Source organism: Terrabacter sp. LjRoot27 (assembly GCF_964254175.1).
Taxonomy (GTDB): Bacteria; Actinomycetota; Actinomycetes; order Actinomycetales; family Dermatophilaceae; genus Terrabacter.
The window spans coordinates 189,639-205,219 of sequence record NZ_CAXUSS020000001.1 but is presented as its reverse complement, the minus strand read 5'-3'; the positions used below and the strand labels follow the sequence as shown (position 1 = coordinate 205,219).

Below are 15,581 nucleotides of genomic sequence, written 5' to 3'. Positions count from 1 at the left end.
TAGGGGTGTCCTAGGCGTGTCCTAGGTGACGGCTCAGGCGATGGCTTCGTCGATGGCGCGGTCGAGGCGGCGCAGGGCCTTGCCGCCGCGGCGTTCGAGACGGTCGGCGGCGCGCTGCTCGTCGGCGTCGAGGTGGCCGAGCAGGAAGGCGGCCGCCACTCCTGCGTCCTCGTCGATGGCCAGGTGCCGCAGGGTCGCCCGCGTGACGACGGCGTCGTGGTGGTCGCCGAGGAGTCCCTGCACGTCGGCGGCGCGCTCGGCCACCCGGCGGACCTTCGATCCGGTCACCGGCGCGACGGCCTCGGCGGCGTAGCGCAGCCGCTTGGCGGCCTTGCGCACGTCGTGGAGGCAGGCGGACCGCAGCTCCGGGTCGCCCGTGGCGAGGGCGTCGTCGGCGAGGTCAGCCCGCTCGCGCACCCGCTTGCCCTCCTTGCGCAGCACGGCGCGCACGAGCTTCTTCGCGCCCTGCTCGGCGTCCTCGGTGAAGGGCGGGTGCGCCACGACGCTGTCGAGCAACCCGATCGCAGCGGCATACCGGGTCGACCCCAGGGTCTCGTCGATGACCTCGCTCGCGGCGGTGGCGTCGAGGTGCAGCCGGGCGCGCAGTCCGATCACGGCCTCGTCGAGCCCCGTGAGTCCTGCGGGGCCGATGTCGTCCAGGAGCGTGTCGACGAGGTCCTGGACGACCTCGGCGTCGCGGGCCTCCCCGAGGCGACCGGCCGCCCAGCGCAGCTCGTCGCGGAGCGGCTCGGTGACGGCCGGGTCGACGAGCGCGTGGAAGCTCGCGAGGGCGCTCCGGATCCTGCGCATCGCGACGCGGAGGTCGTGGACCCCCTCGGGCTCGCCCGCGCGCACGGCGGCCTCGGCGGTCGCGAGGGCCTCCCGCTGCTCGCGGAGGTGCTCGCTCAGCAGGGACGCGGCGGACGGCATACCTCTCTATACCCGCCGTGGACGCGGCCGTCCTCGGTTCCGGCGATCCTGTGAAGACTCGACAGCCCCTGCCGCTCCGGTCTCAGGAAACGTACAGTCGAAAAGGTGGCACGGGTCACCGCTCCTCCCGCGATCGACACCGCCGTCGCCCCAGGCGCCAGGCTGCTCCTCGGTGCGCCCGACCCGGAGCCCGAGCCTCCCCCACCGAGCCGGTGGCAGCGGCTCCGCGACCGGCTGGGCCGGGTGCCGCGCCGCGCGTGGTGGGGCCTCGTCGCCCTCGTCGTCATCGTCGCGCTCGTCATCGCGTATGCCGTGACGCGCCCGCCCGGCCCGCCCGTCCTCACCCAGCGCGACGTCGACACGAGCGTCCAGCGCGGCATCGAGAAGCAGGCCGAGGCGGACGCTGCCGCGCCCGCCGACGGGTCGGTCGCGCACGCGGCGATCGCCCCGTCCCTCGTGCTCATCCAGACCCGCGACACCGTGGCGGGGCAGCAGCAGGAGGGCAGTGGCGCGGGGGTCGTCGTCAACGAGGACGGCACGGTGCTGACGGCACTGCACGTCGTCGACGGGTCGACCGACATCACCGTCACCTTCGCCGACGGCACGACCTCTCCGGCCAAGATCGCGAGCGAGAAGCCGGAGAGCGACATCGCGACGCTCACCCCGTCGACGCTCCCCGAGACCGTCGTGCCGGCCGTGCTCGGCGGAGGCGTGGCGGTCGGGGCACCGGTCTTCGCCGTCGGCCACCCGCTCGGCCTCACCGACTCGCTGTCGGCAGGCGTCGTGTCGGCGCTCGACCGGACGGTCCGCGTCGAGGGCGACCGCAAGCTCGAGCACCTCATCCAGATCGACGCGGCGGTCAACCCGGGCAACTCGGGTGGGCCGCTGCTCAACAAGGCCGGGCAGGTCGTCGGCATCGTCACGGGGCTGGCCAACCCGACCGACCAGAGCCTCTTCGTCGGCATCGGCTTCGCGGTGCCGATCGCGACGGCGGGAGGGGCCGCGGGCAGCCCGCCCCGCTGAGACGGGGCCCCCCGCGCGGAGGCGAGCACACGGCATACGCCGTCGACGAGCGTGGCCCGGCAGCGTGAACCAGCAGTCGTGAAACAGCAGGCGTGAACGAGCAGGCGTGAGACAGCAGGCGTGAACGAGCAGGCGTGAACGAGCAGGCGTGAACGAGCAGGAGGACGGCATGGACGGACAGGGACCCACCGGTCAGCACGCTCGGCACGCGCTCGAGCAGGCGCTCTACGAGGTGAAGCGGACGATCGTCGGGCAGGACGTGCTCGTCGAGCGGATGCTCGTCGCGCTCCTCGCGCGGGGCCACCTGCTCGTCGAGGGCGTGCCGGGGCTGGCCAAGACGATGGCGATCAAGACGCTCGCGCAGGCCATCGGCGGCGACTTCCAGCGCATCCAGTTCACGCCCGACCTCGTGCCGGCCGACCTCGTCGGGACGCGGATCTACAACCAGAAGGACGGCGAGTTCCAGGTCTCGCTCGGGCCGGTCTTCGCCAACCTCGTGCTCGCCGACGAGATCAACCGGGCGCCGGCGAAGGTGCAGAGCGCGCTGCTCGAGGTCATGCAGGAGCGGCAGGTGACGATCGGGCGCGAGACCTACCCGGCGCCGGACCCCTTCCTCGTCATGGCGACGCAGAACCCCATCGAGTCGGAGGGGACGTACGCGCTGCCCGAGGCGCAGGTCGACCGCTTCATGCTCAAGGTCCTCATCGGATATCCCTCTGCCGCCGAGGAGTTCGTCGTCGTCGAGCGTCAGATCTCGGCGGCGGTGGCGACCGTCAGGGTGCTCGACCCGGACATGCTGCGGGGCTTCCAGCGCGAGGCGGACGCCGTCTACGTCGACCCCGCGGTCATCGAGTATGCCGTCCGGCTGGCCACCGCGACCCGCGAGCCGGCGGGCGTGGGCCGGGACGACCTGGCGCGCTTGCTGACGTACGGCGCGAGCCCGCGGGCCTCGATCAACCTCGTCCTGGCGGCACGGGCGCTGGCGTTCCTCCGGGGCCGGGACCACGCCCTGCCCGATGACGTGCGCGACCTCGCGCGGGACGTGCTGCGGCATCGGATCGTGCTGTCCTACGAGGCGCTGGCCGAGGACCTCTCGCCCGACGACCTGCTGACGCCGATCCTCGCGGCGGTGCCGGTGCCGACGGCGCCGCTTCGCGAGCGAGCGGGCGGATCGGCCTCTGTGGCAGGCGCTTTCGGGGCGGACCCTGCCGGTGACGATGGCGGGGCCGGCGGGCCGGGCTTCGCCGGTGGCGGTGACGCGACATGGGCGCGACCACCACGCTGAGCGCCGAGAGCCTGCTGCGGCGCCTCGAGTGGAGGGTGGTGCGGCGGCTCGACGGGCGACTCCAGGGCGACTACCGGACCCTCTTCCGCGGTGCCGGGCTCGACTTCACCGACCTGCGCGAGTACGTGCCGGGCGACGACCTGCGCCACATCGAGTGGAACGTCACGGCGCGGCTCGACGAGCCCTACGTGCGCGAGTTCGTCGAGGACCGCGAGCTGACGGCGTGGCTGCTGCTCGACCACTCGGCGTCGATGGGCTTCGGGCCGGTCGACCGGCAGAAGGACCTCGTGCTCGCCGAGGTGGCGACGACGCTCGCGCACGTGCTGACCCGTGGCGGGAGCCGGGTCGGGGCGGTCGTCATGGACACCGGGGTCGACCTCGTCATCCCGCCGGCGTCGGGCCGCAACCAGGTGCTGCGGATCGCCAAGACCCTCCTCGACCGCCGCGAGGCCCGCACCCTCGAGGACCTCAACCGTCGAGAGGCCACAAACCGGGAGCGAGGCACGTCGCGCCTCCTTCCTGGGGTACGCCGTGCGCTGGGTCGTCGGACACGGGCCGGAGTCCCAGCCCCCTCGGGGACGGTCACGGACCTCGGGGTGCTGCTCGCGGCGGCATACGGCATCGCGCGGAGGCGCTCGCTGCTGCTCGTCGTGTCGGACTTCATCTCGGCGGACGGGTGGGAGGCGCCGCTGTCGCGGCTCGCGCGACGGCACGAGGTCGTCGCGATCCAGGTCGTCGACCCACGCGAGAGCGAGCTGCCCGACGCGGGCGGGGTCTACGTCGAGGACGTGGAGACGGGCGAGCAGATCTTCGTCGACACGAGCGACGTCGCGTTCCGGGCCCGGCTCGCGGCGGCGGCGGAGTCGCGTCAGGCGGACCTCGAGGCGCGGGCTCGCAAGGCCGGCGTCGACCTCTACCCGGTGCGGACGGACGACGACCTCGTGCGGTCGCTGCTGCGGATCTCCGAGCTGCGGCGGAGGCGACGGCGATGAGGTGGCTGCGATGAGGTGGCGGCGATGAGCGAGCTGTCGCTGACGTGGCCGTGGGCGCTGGCGGGGCTGCTCGTTGTGCCGCTGCTCGTGGCCGGCTACCGGCGGGTGCTGCGGGCGCAGGAGGAGCGGCGGGCGGCGCTGGCGGCGGACGGGCTCGTCATGCCCGCGCCGACGCGGTCGCGGTGGCGGCACCTGGGGCCGGCGCTGCTCATCGCGGCGCTGTCGGTCATGGTGCTGTCGCTGACGCGGCCGGTGGCGTCGGTGGCGGAGCCGCACCGGGAGGGCACCGTCGTGCTCGCGTTCGACGTGTCGAACAGCATGGCCGCGACGGACGTGAAGCCCTCGCGGCTCGAGGCGGCGAAGGCGGCGGCACGGACGTTCGTCGAGAAGCAGCCGGCGTCGGTGCGGATCGCGGTCGTGGCGTTCGGCGGGACGGGACTCGTGACGCAGCGCCCGACCCTGGACCGGACCGCGGTGCTCGCGGCGGTGGCGCGGCTCAAGCCGGCCGGCGACACCTCGCTGAGCGACGGGATCCTCGGCGGGCTGAGCGCGATCGTCGGCAAGCCGGTCAAGGCGCCCGGCGACGCGGAGAAGGGGACGGACGAGGAGACGCCGATCGGCTACCACGGCGGGACGGCGATCGTGCTGCTCACCGACGGCGAGGACACGACGGACGACGGGCCTTCCGGCGCGGCCGAGCTCGCGTCCGCGGCGGGGGTGCGGATCGAGCCGATCGGGCTCGGGACGCCGACGGGGACGACGATCACGGTCGACGGTTTCAGCATCGCGACGGCGCTCGACGAGTCGTCGCTGCAGGCCGTGGCGGAGACGACGGGCGGGACGTACCGACGGGCGTCCGACGCCGCGACGTTGGCTGCCGTGTATGACGCCATCGAGCTGCAGTGGACGACGCGGACGGTGCCGCACGAGGTGACGTCGTGGGTCGCGGCCTTCGCCGGGCTGCTGCTGCTCGGTGGGGCGACGGTGTCGGTGCTGCGCCACGGGCGGGTGATCTGACGTGTCGTTCGGGGTGCCGCTGCTGCTCGTGACGCTGCTCTTCGTGCCGGTGCTGCTCGGGGTCTACGTCTGGCAGCTGCGGCGTCGGCGGCGGCAGGCGGTGCGCTACTCGAACGTGGCGCTGCTGCGGGCTGCCGGGGCCGGCTCGGCATCGTGGAAGCGGCACGTGCCCATCGCGTTGGTGCTCGGCGCACTCGGGCTGCTGGGGCTCGCGAGTGCCCGCCCGACGGTGCGGGCCGAGGTGCCGACGTCGAGCTCGACCATCATCCTGGCCCTGGACGTGTCGGGGTCGATGTGCGCAACGGACGTGGCTCCCAACCGGCTGAGCGCGGCGCAGGCGGCGGTGCGGACGTTCGTCGAGGGGCAGGACGACGAGACGAAGGTCGGGCTCGTCGTCTTCTCCGGGTTCGCCCAGCTGGCGGTGGCGCCCACGGCTGACCGGGACGAGCTGCTGTCGTCCATCGACGCGGTGACGACGGGGCGCGGGACGGCGATCGGTGCGGCGATCCTGCGGTCGATCGACGGGATCGCCGAGCTGGACCCGAACGTGGCGCCGGCGGACGCGGTCGACGAGCCGTCGACGGACGGGCCGGGTCTGGCCGACCCGACTCCCGCGCCGACGCCTTCGGGTGGGTCGGGCGGAGTCGGTGGCGGCCCGGGTGGAGCCGGCGGCGGGGCGGCCGTGGACGTCGCCCCGGAGATCATCGTGCTGCTGACGGACGGGGCGAACACGCGCGGTGTGACCCCGGCCCAGGCCGCGGAGCAGGCGGCAGCACGCGGGGTGCGGGTCTATCCGATCGGCTTCGGCACGACGAACCCGACGCAGATGGCGTGCACGCGCGACCAGTACGGCGGCTTCCAACCTCGGACGCGGGACTTCGGTGGTGCAGGCGGCGGGTCGCTGGGCGGACGGAACTTCCTCGTCGTCGACGAGGCGGCGTTGAAGGGTGTCGCGCAGACGACGGGCGGCGAGTACTTCGCCGCGACCGACGCCGACGGTCTGACCAAGGTGCTGGCCGACCTGCCCAAGCACGTGACGGTCAGCGAGCAGGACGTCGACCTCAGCGCCGCCGCCGGCCTCCTCGCCGCAGCCCTGCTCTTGGGAGGCCTGGCAGTCGGTCGTCGCCGCACCACGAACTAGGAGCGCCACCACCGCTCATCCGGACTCCTTTGGTCCGCGACTCATTGCGTACCCCAAGGCCCGCGAGTGAGCGCCCGTTGCCGTCCCGCGCCTGTCCACCGGGCCCCGCGGGGTCCCGGCCATCGAGATCTGGTGGTTGAGGGCGGAGTCGACATCATTCGGGGCTGTCTGCGTGATGCGCTTCCTTCGGCTTCTGAGTGAGTCGCCACGTCAAGGCCACGGTGAAGTTGGCGGTGGTGCTCGCCGAGGCGATGAAGGCTCCAGCCTCGGCATGCAGGTTCAGCCCGAACTCGACATGCACTTCATCCGGAGCCTCTGGCAACGCACGCAACCGGGCGACGACGCCTTCGACGGCGGGCTGGACACGTCCCACCGCTTCCTCGAAGGACACGTTGGCCCGTTCGACGACGTCGACGCCACCACCCAGCCCCCTCGTGACCGGCCGCCGGGTGAGGTCCGAGCTGACCTCGACCAGGACGACCTCGCCATCGGCAGCCGCAAATTCCACTAGCTGGCCCATTCCCTGCTCCTTGACGTAGAGACCGGTGTGCACGCGCTCGCAGTACTCGTCATCGCGCTACTCGTCATCGCAGAGTGCGCCAGAGCCGGGTGAACAGACCGGCGCCCGTGGCGAGCACCATGTCATGTGGGTCGAACGCCAAGGCCATCACGTCTCCGCCATCACTGGTGCACCTCATGTGAGCGGTTCCGCTGGGGACGTTCCAGAGTCCGATCTGGCCATGTGCCCCGCCCGTGGCGAGCAGCTGTCCGTCGTGACTCAACGCCACCGAGCAGATCGGCTCCGACTGGTGGACGGACAGCAGTCGTTCCCCGCTGCGGACATCCCACACGTGGACAACGTTCGACGTGTCGGCGACGGCGAGGCTGAACGCGGTTCGGCTGAAGGCGCTCACACCCCCGGAGAGGGCGACCGAGGTGATGGGCCTGACGGCGTAGGCGTTTGCCAGATCACGATGAGGTGCCGCGACAGGCTCTCCCGTCCCGACGTCCCAGATCCGAACGAGGCCCCTCGCGCTGCCGGTCGCCAGCAGCGTCATGTCACGGCTGAACGAGGCGCACGACACGGGACCCGTGTGGTCCATCTCGAGAACCTGCTCGCCGGAAGCCAGGGCCCAGACCCTGACGACCCCGTCTTGGGCCACCGAAGCCACGAAGTCCCCGCCGCGGCTGAAGCAGACCCCGAGGACCGGGGCCTGGGCCTCGAACTCCTGCCGCAGCGTCCCGTCCGCCACGCCCCAGACCCGCACCGAGGGGAGATTGCTTCCGGCAGCGACCTGCGTCCCATCCGGGCTGAAGGCGCAGGAGTACACCGATCTCGTCCAGCCCCCCGCCCTGAAGGAAGAGACCCACTTCAGGTCACGGTCGTAGACGTGAAGCTTCGACGCGTCACTGGCGATTGCGATCGTTGCCCCGTCGGGGCTCCAGCCGAAGGCGTGAACGTTCACGAGCGCGTAGGCGATCCCTGTGGGTTGAGCGGGAGCCACCTCAGCGTCGACAGCGGGGGCGGCGCCTGTGCTGCCTCCGGTCCCCGCCGCCCGTGCCACGCCCTCGCGCACGGTGCCCGATGTGGGTGGTGGGGTGACGTGCACACCAGCGGACTCGTCGAGCGTTCGTCGCGCTTCGAGGATCAGCAGGTCCCCCAGCAGGCGTGCGCGCAGGGCGTTGACTTGCGTGGACTCCGCGTCGAGGCTTGGACCACGACGTACCGCCTGCGGGTCCGTGTGCAGGCTCACGTCTGCCATTTCGCGTCGTGCGCGAGATGTCAGGCCGTCGGGGTCCACGGCCCCCGGGTCCAGGACCGCGAGCTCATCGTCGACCTCGATCACGGCCTGCCAGTTGCCGGCCTCCGAGTGGTAGCGGAGTTCATCCCTGAGGTCGTTGACCTCCTGGGCCTTCTGGCACGCCGCCGCCCGGATCGCGGCGTCGCGATAGCCGGGCTCGGAAGCGATGACCTCGCCATAGCCTTGGGCCGCAGCAAGCCAGTCCATGGCCCTCTCCGCTTCAGCCGCGCGCTGGTATGCCTCCTCCAGCGCGAGGTGCCTGGCGGCGTCAGCCCTCAGGTCGGCGGCATTTCTGTAGCCCGACTCGAGGGTGAGCACCTCGTCAAAGAGTGACACCGCGTTCGAGAAGTGTTGTGCTCGAAGTTCGGCACGAGCCGAAAGGTAGATCGCGTGCAGCTGCGCTGCTGGGATCGCCGAGGCCGCGCGTGCAATGGCCTCGGGGCGCCCCGCCGATGGGGGCGCCAACGTAGACCCGGACAACGGGTGATTCGCCGGACGGCGAAGATCGAAGAGCCGTGCGTTGTCTCCGCGGAGGTACAACACGGGAGTCACCCACTCCAGGCTCCGCGGCGCACCCAGGATCTCGATCCGACCCGCTCGTATCGCAGACGCGATATCGCGGCCGTGCGCCAAGGCCGTGTAGAAGCCCCTGGCGAACCTGAGCGCAGCGTCGTCGCTGATGGTGAACTGCATCGCAGCGACGGCGCTGATTCCGCTGCGAACCAAAGCCGCAGCTGTACCTGAGAACAGGTCCTGGCTTCCGGCCTCGCCTGACGAGCACGAGTTGAGCACGACCAGTCTCGGGGTCGGCTCGGCTTCGCCGAGCAGGGTGGCCAGGCGCTCCGCATCCACAAGATCCTTGCGCCCGTCGGGCCCTACGAGGGCGATGACTCCCTGTTCGGCTTCGACGTCGTAGTCTCCGTGCCCGACGAAGTGCACGACGTGCCACTGCCCGGACAGGAGCAGATCGTGAACCCGGTCCCACGTGGCCTGCCGGAGCCACTGGATCTCAATGAGGCCGTCCTCGATGGGTCTGGCGAGCGCGGTTGAGAGGTGCTCCTGCTCCGCTTCGACATCGAGCTCGGGCAGACCGCGCGGGGACGCCGTCAGCCCGAGGATGCGTAAAGGGGCGACGACCTCGAGAGGGTCCAACGTGTACGGCGCGGGCACGTGCCGCACCAGCGGCTCGCGCATGCACGTGTACGACTCGACCTCGGGGTCCCACATCGCCTCCCAGGGCAGCGCGGCGAGCCCGGGCGCATTGAGACGCAACACGATCCGCAGACGTTCTCCATTGCGCTGGGCCACCATCATGCTGGCCCGGTAGGCGCCGTTGATGGTGCCTTGGAACAACGCATCAAACAGTCGTTGACCCACGTCCCGGAGCTGCTCCTCCTCTACCGGCACCAATCTGCGGGCTGAGACGGTCGACAGAAGAACCGCGTTCTCCAGCGCGTCCCTTCCTGCGAGCAGGTGGCCTACATCCAGGCGCATCACCTCTCGGGGCTCACCGCCAGAAGCCGCTCGCAACACGCGGACGGCAAACTCCCCTTGGTCATCTCCGGGAGAGATCTCGAGCTCGATCTCGCTGGCCACCATTCCCCTCACGCCCGCGGCTTCAGCACACGGGCAAGAACATCGGGGTGACCCGCGCTGAGGGCAGGGCCCGATATTTCAGGGTAGGCGCCCGTACGCAAACTGGTGGGGAGTGGGAGAAACTGGATCCGGCGCTGTGCACATCAGCAGAAGCACGCAGTTCAGTGATCACGCTTGCGGTCCGCAGGTCCGGACAGCCGGACGGCGGGTCGAGCCCGCCAGATCGCCTCGTTGCGGCGGTGAAGTGACGGCCCCACGGCATACGACGATGGCTGTGCTGCCACGACGAGGTGGCCCGGACCCAGGAGGACCAGGCCAACGGGCTGACTCGACCCGCTCCCAAGGCCCGCGGCCGGACGGGCTGCCCAAGGTGGATGCGCGGCCGTCGGCACGAAATGGTGCTGCTGGCACACTGGTGGCCAGATCGACCCCGGCACGGACGAGGGCGCGGTCACCAGACTCGGGAGGAACCTCATGGCAGGCAACGTCACAGCCGATCTCATCCGCGCACTCATCGACACGCTGGAGGGCCCCAGCATCGATGGCGGCTGGGAGTCACTGGCGATGATCCTGGAGTTCCCCGACGGCGAGTTCAACGGAGCGCACGGCTACCTCTATTCGCCCGACGGCGTGATAACGGCCGTGGCGTCGGACCCCTGGGCCGTCCGGCCGGCCGTGAAGGCCTACACCGACAGCTACTACCAGCCCGGCGAGGTGCTGCCGCGCAAGGTCCTCGTGCAGTTCGACCGGACGAACCGCAAGTACGACATCACCTTCGAGGAGACCGACGAGGCGCGTTGGAAGGTGACCCCGCGCAACGTCATGGAGCTCCGCGAGGAGCTGCGCCCGGCCTTCGACTGACGCGCCGCAGGCCTGCGCCCCTCGCGCGGCGAGCGCGCGACTCGACTGACGCACGACGTGGCAGGCCGGACCGACCTGCCACGTCGTGGCGACGACGTGCGGCTCGGCGTCAGTCGCCGGGCGCGTCCGGACCGTCGGAGATCTGGCGCAAGGTCGAGATCACCGTGACCTCGGGCCAGTGCTCGGCGTGCAGCTCGGCGAACTTCCGCTGGTCGGCCACGGCCTCCTCGACGGTGTCGTACTGCATGATCGACCACCCGCCGATGACCTCCTTGGACTCGGCGTACGGTCCGTCGTGCTGGGTGATCTCGCCCTGGCTGACGACGAAGTTGACGGCGTCCTCCGTCCCGTAGAGGCCCCCGCCGTCGAGGAACACTCCTGCGGCGGCCCGCTCGCCGATGTGGACGTCCATCGCGTCGAACAGCGCCTGGGGCGGCGTGCCGATCCCCTCGGCCATCCTGACGAATCCCATGAAACGCGGCATGTCGATCTCTCCTCCTGGTTGCTGTGGTGTCCTTCGTACTCGTACGTCGACCGGCCGGACAGGTCCTCGACACGCATCTCGAGAATTCTTCGCAGGCCCATGGAGAGGATGCCGCTCCCTCCTCGCCGACGGTGTCATCGCCCGGCACTAGAGTCGGCACGGTCCGCCGAGCACCTCGTCGGCGACGACCGGCGGGCGCCCCGGACCACCACGGAGGACACCGATGTCACGCACCCGGATCCACAACTTCTCGATCTCCCTCGACGGTTTCGCCACGGGCGAGCCGCAGTCGCTCGAGGCCCCCTTCGGCCACGCGGGCCAGAAGCTGCACCGGTGGATGATGCGCACCCAGTACTGGGACCCGAACGGCACCGACGGGGTCGACCACGCCTACGCCGAGCGGCACGGTCCCGGCATCGGCGCCGAGATCATGGGCGCCAACAAGTTCGGCCCGCCCGGCTGGCACGACGACCCGGACTGGAAGGGCTGGTGGGGACCCAACCCGCCCTTCCACACCCCGGTCTTCGTCCTCACCCACCACACGCGCCCGTCCATCGAGATGGAGGGCGGCAACGTCTTCCACTTCCTCGAGGCCTCCCCGCTCGAGGCCCTCGAGAAGGCCCAGGCGGCGGCCGACGGTCAGGACGTGCGGATCGGCGGCGGCGCCACCGTCGTGCGCGACTTCCTCGCCGCCGGGCTCGTCGACCACATGCACCTCGTCCAGGTCCCCATCGTGCTCGGCCGCGGGGTCCGCCTCTGGGACGGGCTCGAGGGCGTCGAGGACGCGTTCGACGTCGAGACCGTCGCCTCCCCCACCGGCGTCACCCACTTCACCTTCACGCGCAAGGCCTCGTGAGGTCACGTTCCACGCGGACCCGGGCACACGGCATACGCCATCGGTCGGGGTGCCGCGGCTAGCGTGTGGGCCGTGACGACCGACGCGACGGACGAGACCGACCGGGCCACCATCGAGGGGATGGTCGACGCGTTCTTCGGGGCGTTCGTGTCGGGGCCGGGCTGCGCCGAGCGGATGGACCTGCTGCGCGGGCTGCTGCTCCCCCAGGCGCTCATCGTGCGGACGTGCGGCCTGGAGCCGGCGGTCATGGGCGTCGAGGAGTTCATCGCGCCGCGCGAGGCGTTGCTCACCGACGGCTCGCTCACCGACTTCCGCGAGTGGCCGGTCGCGGGACGCGTCGAGGTCTTCGGCGACATCGCCCACTGGTTCGGCAGCTACGCCAAGGCGGGCACGCAGGAGGGCGAGGCGTTCACCGGGCGCGGGATGAAGACGATCCAGCTCGTCCGCACGGCCGACGGGTGGCGCATCAGCGCCGCCGCGTGGGACGACGAGCGCGACGGCCTGAGCCTGCCCGACTGAGGCGAGCCGACCGCCGGGCGCTACTCGCCGCGGATGCGGTCGGGCTTGAGCACGACGAGCGCCAGCGCGACGAGCAGGCCGGCGACGATGCCGACGACGAGCCCGCGGCCGACGTCGTTCGTGAGCGCGCCGCCCATGAGACCGGCGAGCGCCCCGATCGACGCGCACCCGGTGAACGTCGCGATGACCTTGGCCCAGAAGGGCGCCTGCACCTGACCAGCCATGCCGCCACAGTAGTGGCCTCCGCAGCCGGTCCCCGGCGACGGCGTATGCCGTGAGCGACGTCCGCGTCGCCTCTGGCCACCTACGCTGGGTGGCCACGACCCCGACTCCTCGGTGGACGGCTGGAGGTGCTCGATGAGACTCGCCCGCGACGAGGCGCTGCGCCGGCTCGTCGCCCGCGACCACGGCGTCCTCTGCACCGTCCACGCGACGCGCGGGGTCGACGCGGTGCCGTGCGTCTTCGCGGTCGATGATGACGGCTTCGTCGGGATGCCCGTCGACCGCGTCAAGCCGAAGTCGTCGTCGCGTCTGCAGCGGCAGCACAACCTCGAGTCCGACTCGCGCGCAACGCTGCTCGTCGAGCAGTGGGACCGAGACGACTGGTCGAGGCTCTGGTGGGTTCGGGCCTCCCTCGAGTGGGTGGCTGAGCCGCTGCCCGAGCGCGAGGCCGGGCTCGCCGCGCTGCTCGTGGACCGCTACCCGCAGTACCGCGACCGCGACCGGCCCTTCGAGCGCGTCCTCGTCCTGCGGGTCGTCGACCTCACCGGCTGGTCGGCGAGCTCACCCACCACGTGAGCACCAGCGCTGCCCGCAATGCCTGGCCGCGCTTCGGCCGCCGTGTCCCCGCGCTCGGCTAGCGTCTGCGGCATGGCGGTCCACCAGCTCACAGTCGACCAGGCACGTCGCATCGCGGTGCACGCGCAGCTGCTCGACACGCCGCGCCCGACCGACCTCGTCCGGACCGTCGAGCGCCTGACCTTCCTGCAGATCGACCCCACGGCGGCCATCGCCCCGAGCGCCGACCTCGTCCTGTGGAGCCGGCTCGGCCGCAGCTACGACCCCGCCGACCTGACGAGGGCCATCGAGCACGACCGCACCCTCGTCGAGACCGTCGCCTACGTCCGCAGCCCCACGGACATCCCGGCCGTGATCGCGGAGGTGCGCGAGGCCGAGCCCTACCCCTTCATGGCCACCTGGCTCGAGGCCAACGACTCCTTCCGCCGCGACATCCTCGCCACGCTCGAGGCCGACGGCCCGCTGCTGTCGCGCGACATCCCCGACACGAGCGTCGTCCCGTGGCCCTCGACCGGCTGGACCAACAACCGCAACATCACCAAGATGCTCGAGGTCCTCGCCCTCCGGGGCGAGGTCGCCATCGCCGGCCGCAAGGGCCGCCAGCGCTACTTCGACCTCCCCGAGCGCGTCTACCCGCCCGACCTGCCCGCGCTCAGCCTCGACGAGGCCATCGCCCACCGCAACGAGCGTCGTCTCGCCTCCCTCGGCATCGCCCGCGCCACGGGCACCGTCATGCCCGGCGAGGGCAACTACGTCGGCGACGCCGGTGAGCCCGCCGAGGTCGAGGGGGTGCCCGGCACGTGGCGCGTCGACCCGGCATACCTCGACGTCCCGGAGACCTTCACGGGGCGCACGGCGTTTCTCAGCCCGTTCGACCGGCTCGTCCACGACCGCGTCCGCGCCGAGCAGCTCTGGGGCTTCGAGTACATCCTCGAGATGTACAAGCCGAAGGACCAACGCCGCTGGGGCTACTTCGCGCTGCCGATCCTCCACCACGACCGGCTCGTCGGGAAGCTCGACGCCCAGGCCGACCGCAAGTCCGGCACGCTCGTCGTCAACGCGATCCACGAGGACGTCCGGTTCACCAAGGCCATCCGGACCGCCGTCGACCGCGAGGTCGCCGACCTCGCCGCGTGGCTCGGCCTCACCCTCAGCGGCCCGGCCGCTCCCTAGACCCGACCACCAGGAGACCGCCGTGCGCCGGATCGTCGTCTACACCATCACCTCGCTCGACGGCTCCGTCGACGACCCGACCCGGCTCTTCCCGCCCGACGTCGATCCCGACCTGCCGCAGCCGCCGACCTTCGACGACGAGCTCGTCGACCGCGAGAGCGCACTCATCGCGCAGCAGGACGCCGTGCTCCTCGGCCGCCACATGTACGACGAGTGGTCGCGCTACTGGCCGACGTCCGACGTCCAGCCCTTCGCCGACTTCATCAACGGCGTCACCAAGCACGTCGTGACCTCCACCCCGCTCACGACGCAGTGGGGCGATGCCGAACCCGTCTCGGGTCCGCTCGCCGACATCGTCCGTGACCTCAAGGCCCTGCCCGGCAAGGACATCGGCGTCCACGGCAGCATCGAGCTCGCCCAGTCACTCATCGCCGAGGGTCTCGTCGACGAGCTTCACCTCGCCGTCGCGCCGGTCGTCGACCCGGAGGGCCGTCGCCTCTTCGAGCGCGCCACCGACCTCCAGCGCCTCACCCTCGTCAGCGCGACCCCGACGCCGAGCGGAGCCCTCTGGCTCGTCTACCGCCCTACGGACGCCGCCGCCCCAGCGAGCCGTTGACCCGGTAGCCGCGCACGGCCCGCTTCGACTGCGCCGACAGGACCGACCCGTCGCTCTGGTGCGAGAGCACCGACAGCCGTGACATGTTCGACAGCAGCGACAGCGCGCTCATCGACGACCCGATCGACAGGAACGACGCGAACGAGCCGACGCTGCCGACCGACAGCACCGACCCGACGCTCCCGATGGAGAGCACCGACCCCGTCGACCCGATCGACAGGAACGAGTCCCGCGACGCGATCGACCACGTCCCCCTGCGCGCTTCCGGCACCTCTGGCATGAGCCCAGCCTAGGTGCCTCCCGCCTGACCGAGGGCGTATGCCGTCCGCCCCGGCCACCGGGCAAAGTGCACTTCGCTGCGGTCTGGCCCCAGGCATACGCAACTCACTCACCGGCATCCCCACTGCGACGCCGTCACACCCGGCCACCTCCACAACTCTCACCTCAGGTGTTTCATAACGAATTCTATTGGCGCGCAAGGGTTTCGT

The 15,581-nt window shown here is 71.3% G+C and carries 17 protein-coding genes; 11 read left to right on the top strand and 6 right to left on the bottom strand.

Annotation, left to right across the window (positions count from 1 at the left end; translation table 11 throughout):
* Positions 1 to 33: 33 nt before the first annotated feature.
* Positions 34 to 930 (bottom strand): CHAD domain-containing protein, encoded by an 897-nt coding sequence (locus ACSQ2D_RS00865; protein WP_435984130.1) that lies wholly within the window; start codon positions 928 to 930, stop codon positions 34 to 36.
* A gap of 105 nt (positions 931 to 1,035) precedes the next feature.
* Between ACSQ2D_RS00865 and ACSQ2D_RS00860 the strand changes: the two genes are divergently transcribed.
* The 5 genes from ACSQ2D_RS00860 to ACSQ2D_RS00840 all read left to right on the top strand — a co-directional run bounded on the left by ACSQ2D_RS00860 (position 1,036) and on the right by ACSQ2D_RS00840 (position 6,388).
* A complete protein-coding gene (locus ACSQ2D_RS00860; protein WP_435984129.1) occupies positions 1,036 to 1,953 on the top strand; it encodes a S1C family serine protease in 918 nt (305 codons plus the stop codon).
* A 148-nt stretch (positions 1,954 to 2,101) separates the two neighbouring features.
* Positions 2,102 to 3,238, top strand: a complete 1,137-nt coding sequence (locus tag ACSQ2D_RS00855; protein ID WP_435984128.1) for an AAA family ATPase — start codon at positions 2,102 to 2,104, stop codon at positions 3,236 to 3,238.
* Positions 3,217 to 4,230, top strand: coding sequence for a DUF58 domain-containing protein (locus ACSQ2D_RS00850; RefSeq protein ID WP_435984127.1), 1,014 nt, complete (start codon positions 3,217 to 3,219; stop codon positions 4,228 to 4,230). The genes ACSQ2D_RS00855 and ACSQ2D_RS00850 overlap by 22 nt, the downstream gene beginning before the upstream one ends.
* Positions 4,231 to 4,254: 24 nt before the next feature.
* Positions 4,255 to 5,247, top strand: a complete 993-nt coding sequence (locus tag ACSQ2D_RS00845; RefSeq protein ID WP_435984126.1) for a VWA domain-containing protein — start codon at positions 4,255 to 4,257, stop codon at positions 5,245 to 5,247.
* Between the two features lies 1 nt (position 5,248).
* Entirely contained in the window at positions 5,249 to 6,388 is a 1,140-nt protein-coding gene (locus ACSQ2D_RS00840; protein WP_435984125.1) for a VWA domain-containing protein, read from the top strand.
* A gap of 154 nt (positions 6,389 to 6,542) precedes the next feature.
* On the opposite strand, the gene ACSQ2D_RS00835 is transcribed toward ACSQ2D_RS00840, so the two are convergent.
* Together ACSQ2D_RS00835 and ACSQ2D_RS00830 are read right to left on the bottom strand one after the other, a co-directional pair.
* Complete coding sequence (locus ACSQ2D_RS00835) at positions 6,543 to 6,941, bottom strand: CU044_2847 family protein (RefSeq protein ID WP_435984124.1); 399 nt, start codon at positions 6,939 to 6,941, stop codon at positions 6,543 to 6,545.
* A gap of 31 nt (positions 6,942 to 6,972) precedes the next feature.
* Complete coding sequence (locus tag ACSQ2D_RS00830; RefSeq protein WP_435984123.1) at positions 6,973 to 9,786, bottom strand: CHAT domain-containing WD40 repeat protein; 2,814 nt, start codon at positions 9,784 to 9,786, stop codon at positions 6,973 to 6,975.
* A 474-nt stretch (positions 9,787 to 10,260) separates the two neighbouring features.
* Here ACSQ2D_RS00830 and ACSQ2D_RS00825 point away from each other — a divergent pair, with 474 nt between their 5' ends.
* Positions 10,261 to 10,647: a hypothetical protein gene (locus ACSQ2D_RS00825; protein ID WP_435984122.1), complete on the top strand. Its 387-nt coding sequence runs from the start codon at positions 10,261 to 10,263 to the stop codon at positions 10,645 to 10,647.
* Positions 10,648 to 10,756: 109 nt separating this feature from the next.
* Here ACSQ2D_RS00825 and ACSQ2D_RS00820 read toward each other — a convergent pair whose 3' ends face one another.
* Positions 10,757 to 11,131, bottom strand: a complete 375-nt coding sequence (locus tag ACSQ2D_RS00820) for a YciI family protein (RefSeq protein WP_435984121.1) — start codon at positions 11,129 to 11,131, stop codon at positions 10,757 to 10,759.
* A 223-nt stretch (positions 11,132 to 11,354) separates the two neighbouring features.
* Here ACSQ2D_RS00820 and ACSQ2D_RS00815 point away from each other — a divergent pair, with 223 nt between their 5' ends.
* Both ACSQ2D_RS00815 and ACSQ2D_RS00810 read left to right on the top strand, forming a co-directional pair.
* Positions 11,355 to 11,987: a dihydrofolate reductase family protein gene (locus ACSQ2D_RS00815; RefSeq protein WP_435984120.1), complete on the top strand. Its 633-nt coding sequence runs from the start codon at positions 11,355 to 11,357 to the stop codon at positions 11,985 to 11,987.
* A 72-nt stretch (positions 11,988 to 12,059) separates the two neighbouring features.
* Positions 12,060 to 12,506 carry a DUF4440 domain-containing protein gene (locus tag ACSQ2D_RS00810; protein ID WP_435984119.1) on the top strand — a complete coding sequence of 149 codons (447 nt, stop codon included), beginning with the start codon at positions 12,060 to 12,062 and terminating at the stop codon, positions 12,504 to 12,506.
* Positions 12,507 to 12,526: 20 nt separating this feature from the next.
* On the opposite strand, the gene ACSQ2D_RS00805 is transcribed toward ACSQ2D_RS00810, so the two are convergent.
* Positions 12,527 to 12,730, bottom strand: coding sequence for a hypothetical protein (locus ACSQ2D_RS00805; protein ID WP_435984118.1), 204 nt, complete (start codon positions 12,728 to 12,730; stop codon positions 12,527 to 12,529).
* Between the two features lie 133 nt (positions 12,731 to 12,863).
* Here ACSQ2D_RS00805 and ACSQ2D_RS00800 point away from each other — a divergent pair, with 133 nt between their 5' ends.
* From ACSQ2D_RS00800 to ACSQ2D_RS00790, 3 genes are all read left to right on the top strand, one after another.
* Positions 12,864 to 13,304 carry a hypothetical protein gene (locus ACSQ2D_RS00800; protein ID WP_435984117.1) on the top strand — a complete coding sequence of 147 codons (441 nt, stop codon included), beginning with the start codon at positions 12,864 to 12,866 and terminating at the stop codon, positions 13,302 to 13,304.
* A gap of 72 nt (positions 13,305 to 13,376) precedes the next feature.
* Entirely contained in the window at positions 13,377 to 14,477 is a 1,101-nt protein-coding gene (locus tag ACSQ2D_RS00795; RefSeq protein WP_435984116.1) for a DNA glycosylase AlkZ-like family protein, read from the top strand.
* Between the two features lie 22 nt (positions 14,478 to 14,499).
* Positions 14,500 to 15,093, top strand: a complete 594-nt coding sequence (locus tag ACSQ2D_RS00790) for a dihydrofolate reductase family protein (RefSeq protein ID WP_435984115.1) — start codon at positions 14,500 to 14,502, stop codon at positions 15,091 to 15,093.
* Here the strand turns inward: ACSQ2D_RS00790 and ACSQ2D_RS00785 are convergent.
* Positions 15,062 to 15,373 carry a hypothetical protein gene (locus tag ACSQ2D_RS00785; protein WP_435984114.1) on the bottom strand — a complete coding sequence of 104 codons (312 nt, stop codon included), beginning with the start codon at positions 15,371 to 15,373 and terminating at the stop codon, positions 15,062 to 15,064. The genes ACSQ2D_RS00790 and ACSQ2D_RS00785 overlap by 32 nt on opposite strands.
* Positions 15,374 to 15,581 lie beyond the last annotated feature (208 nt).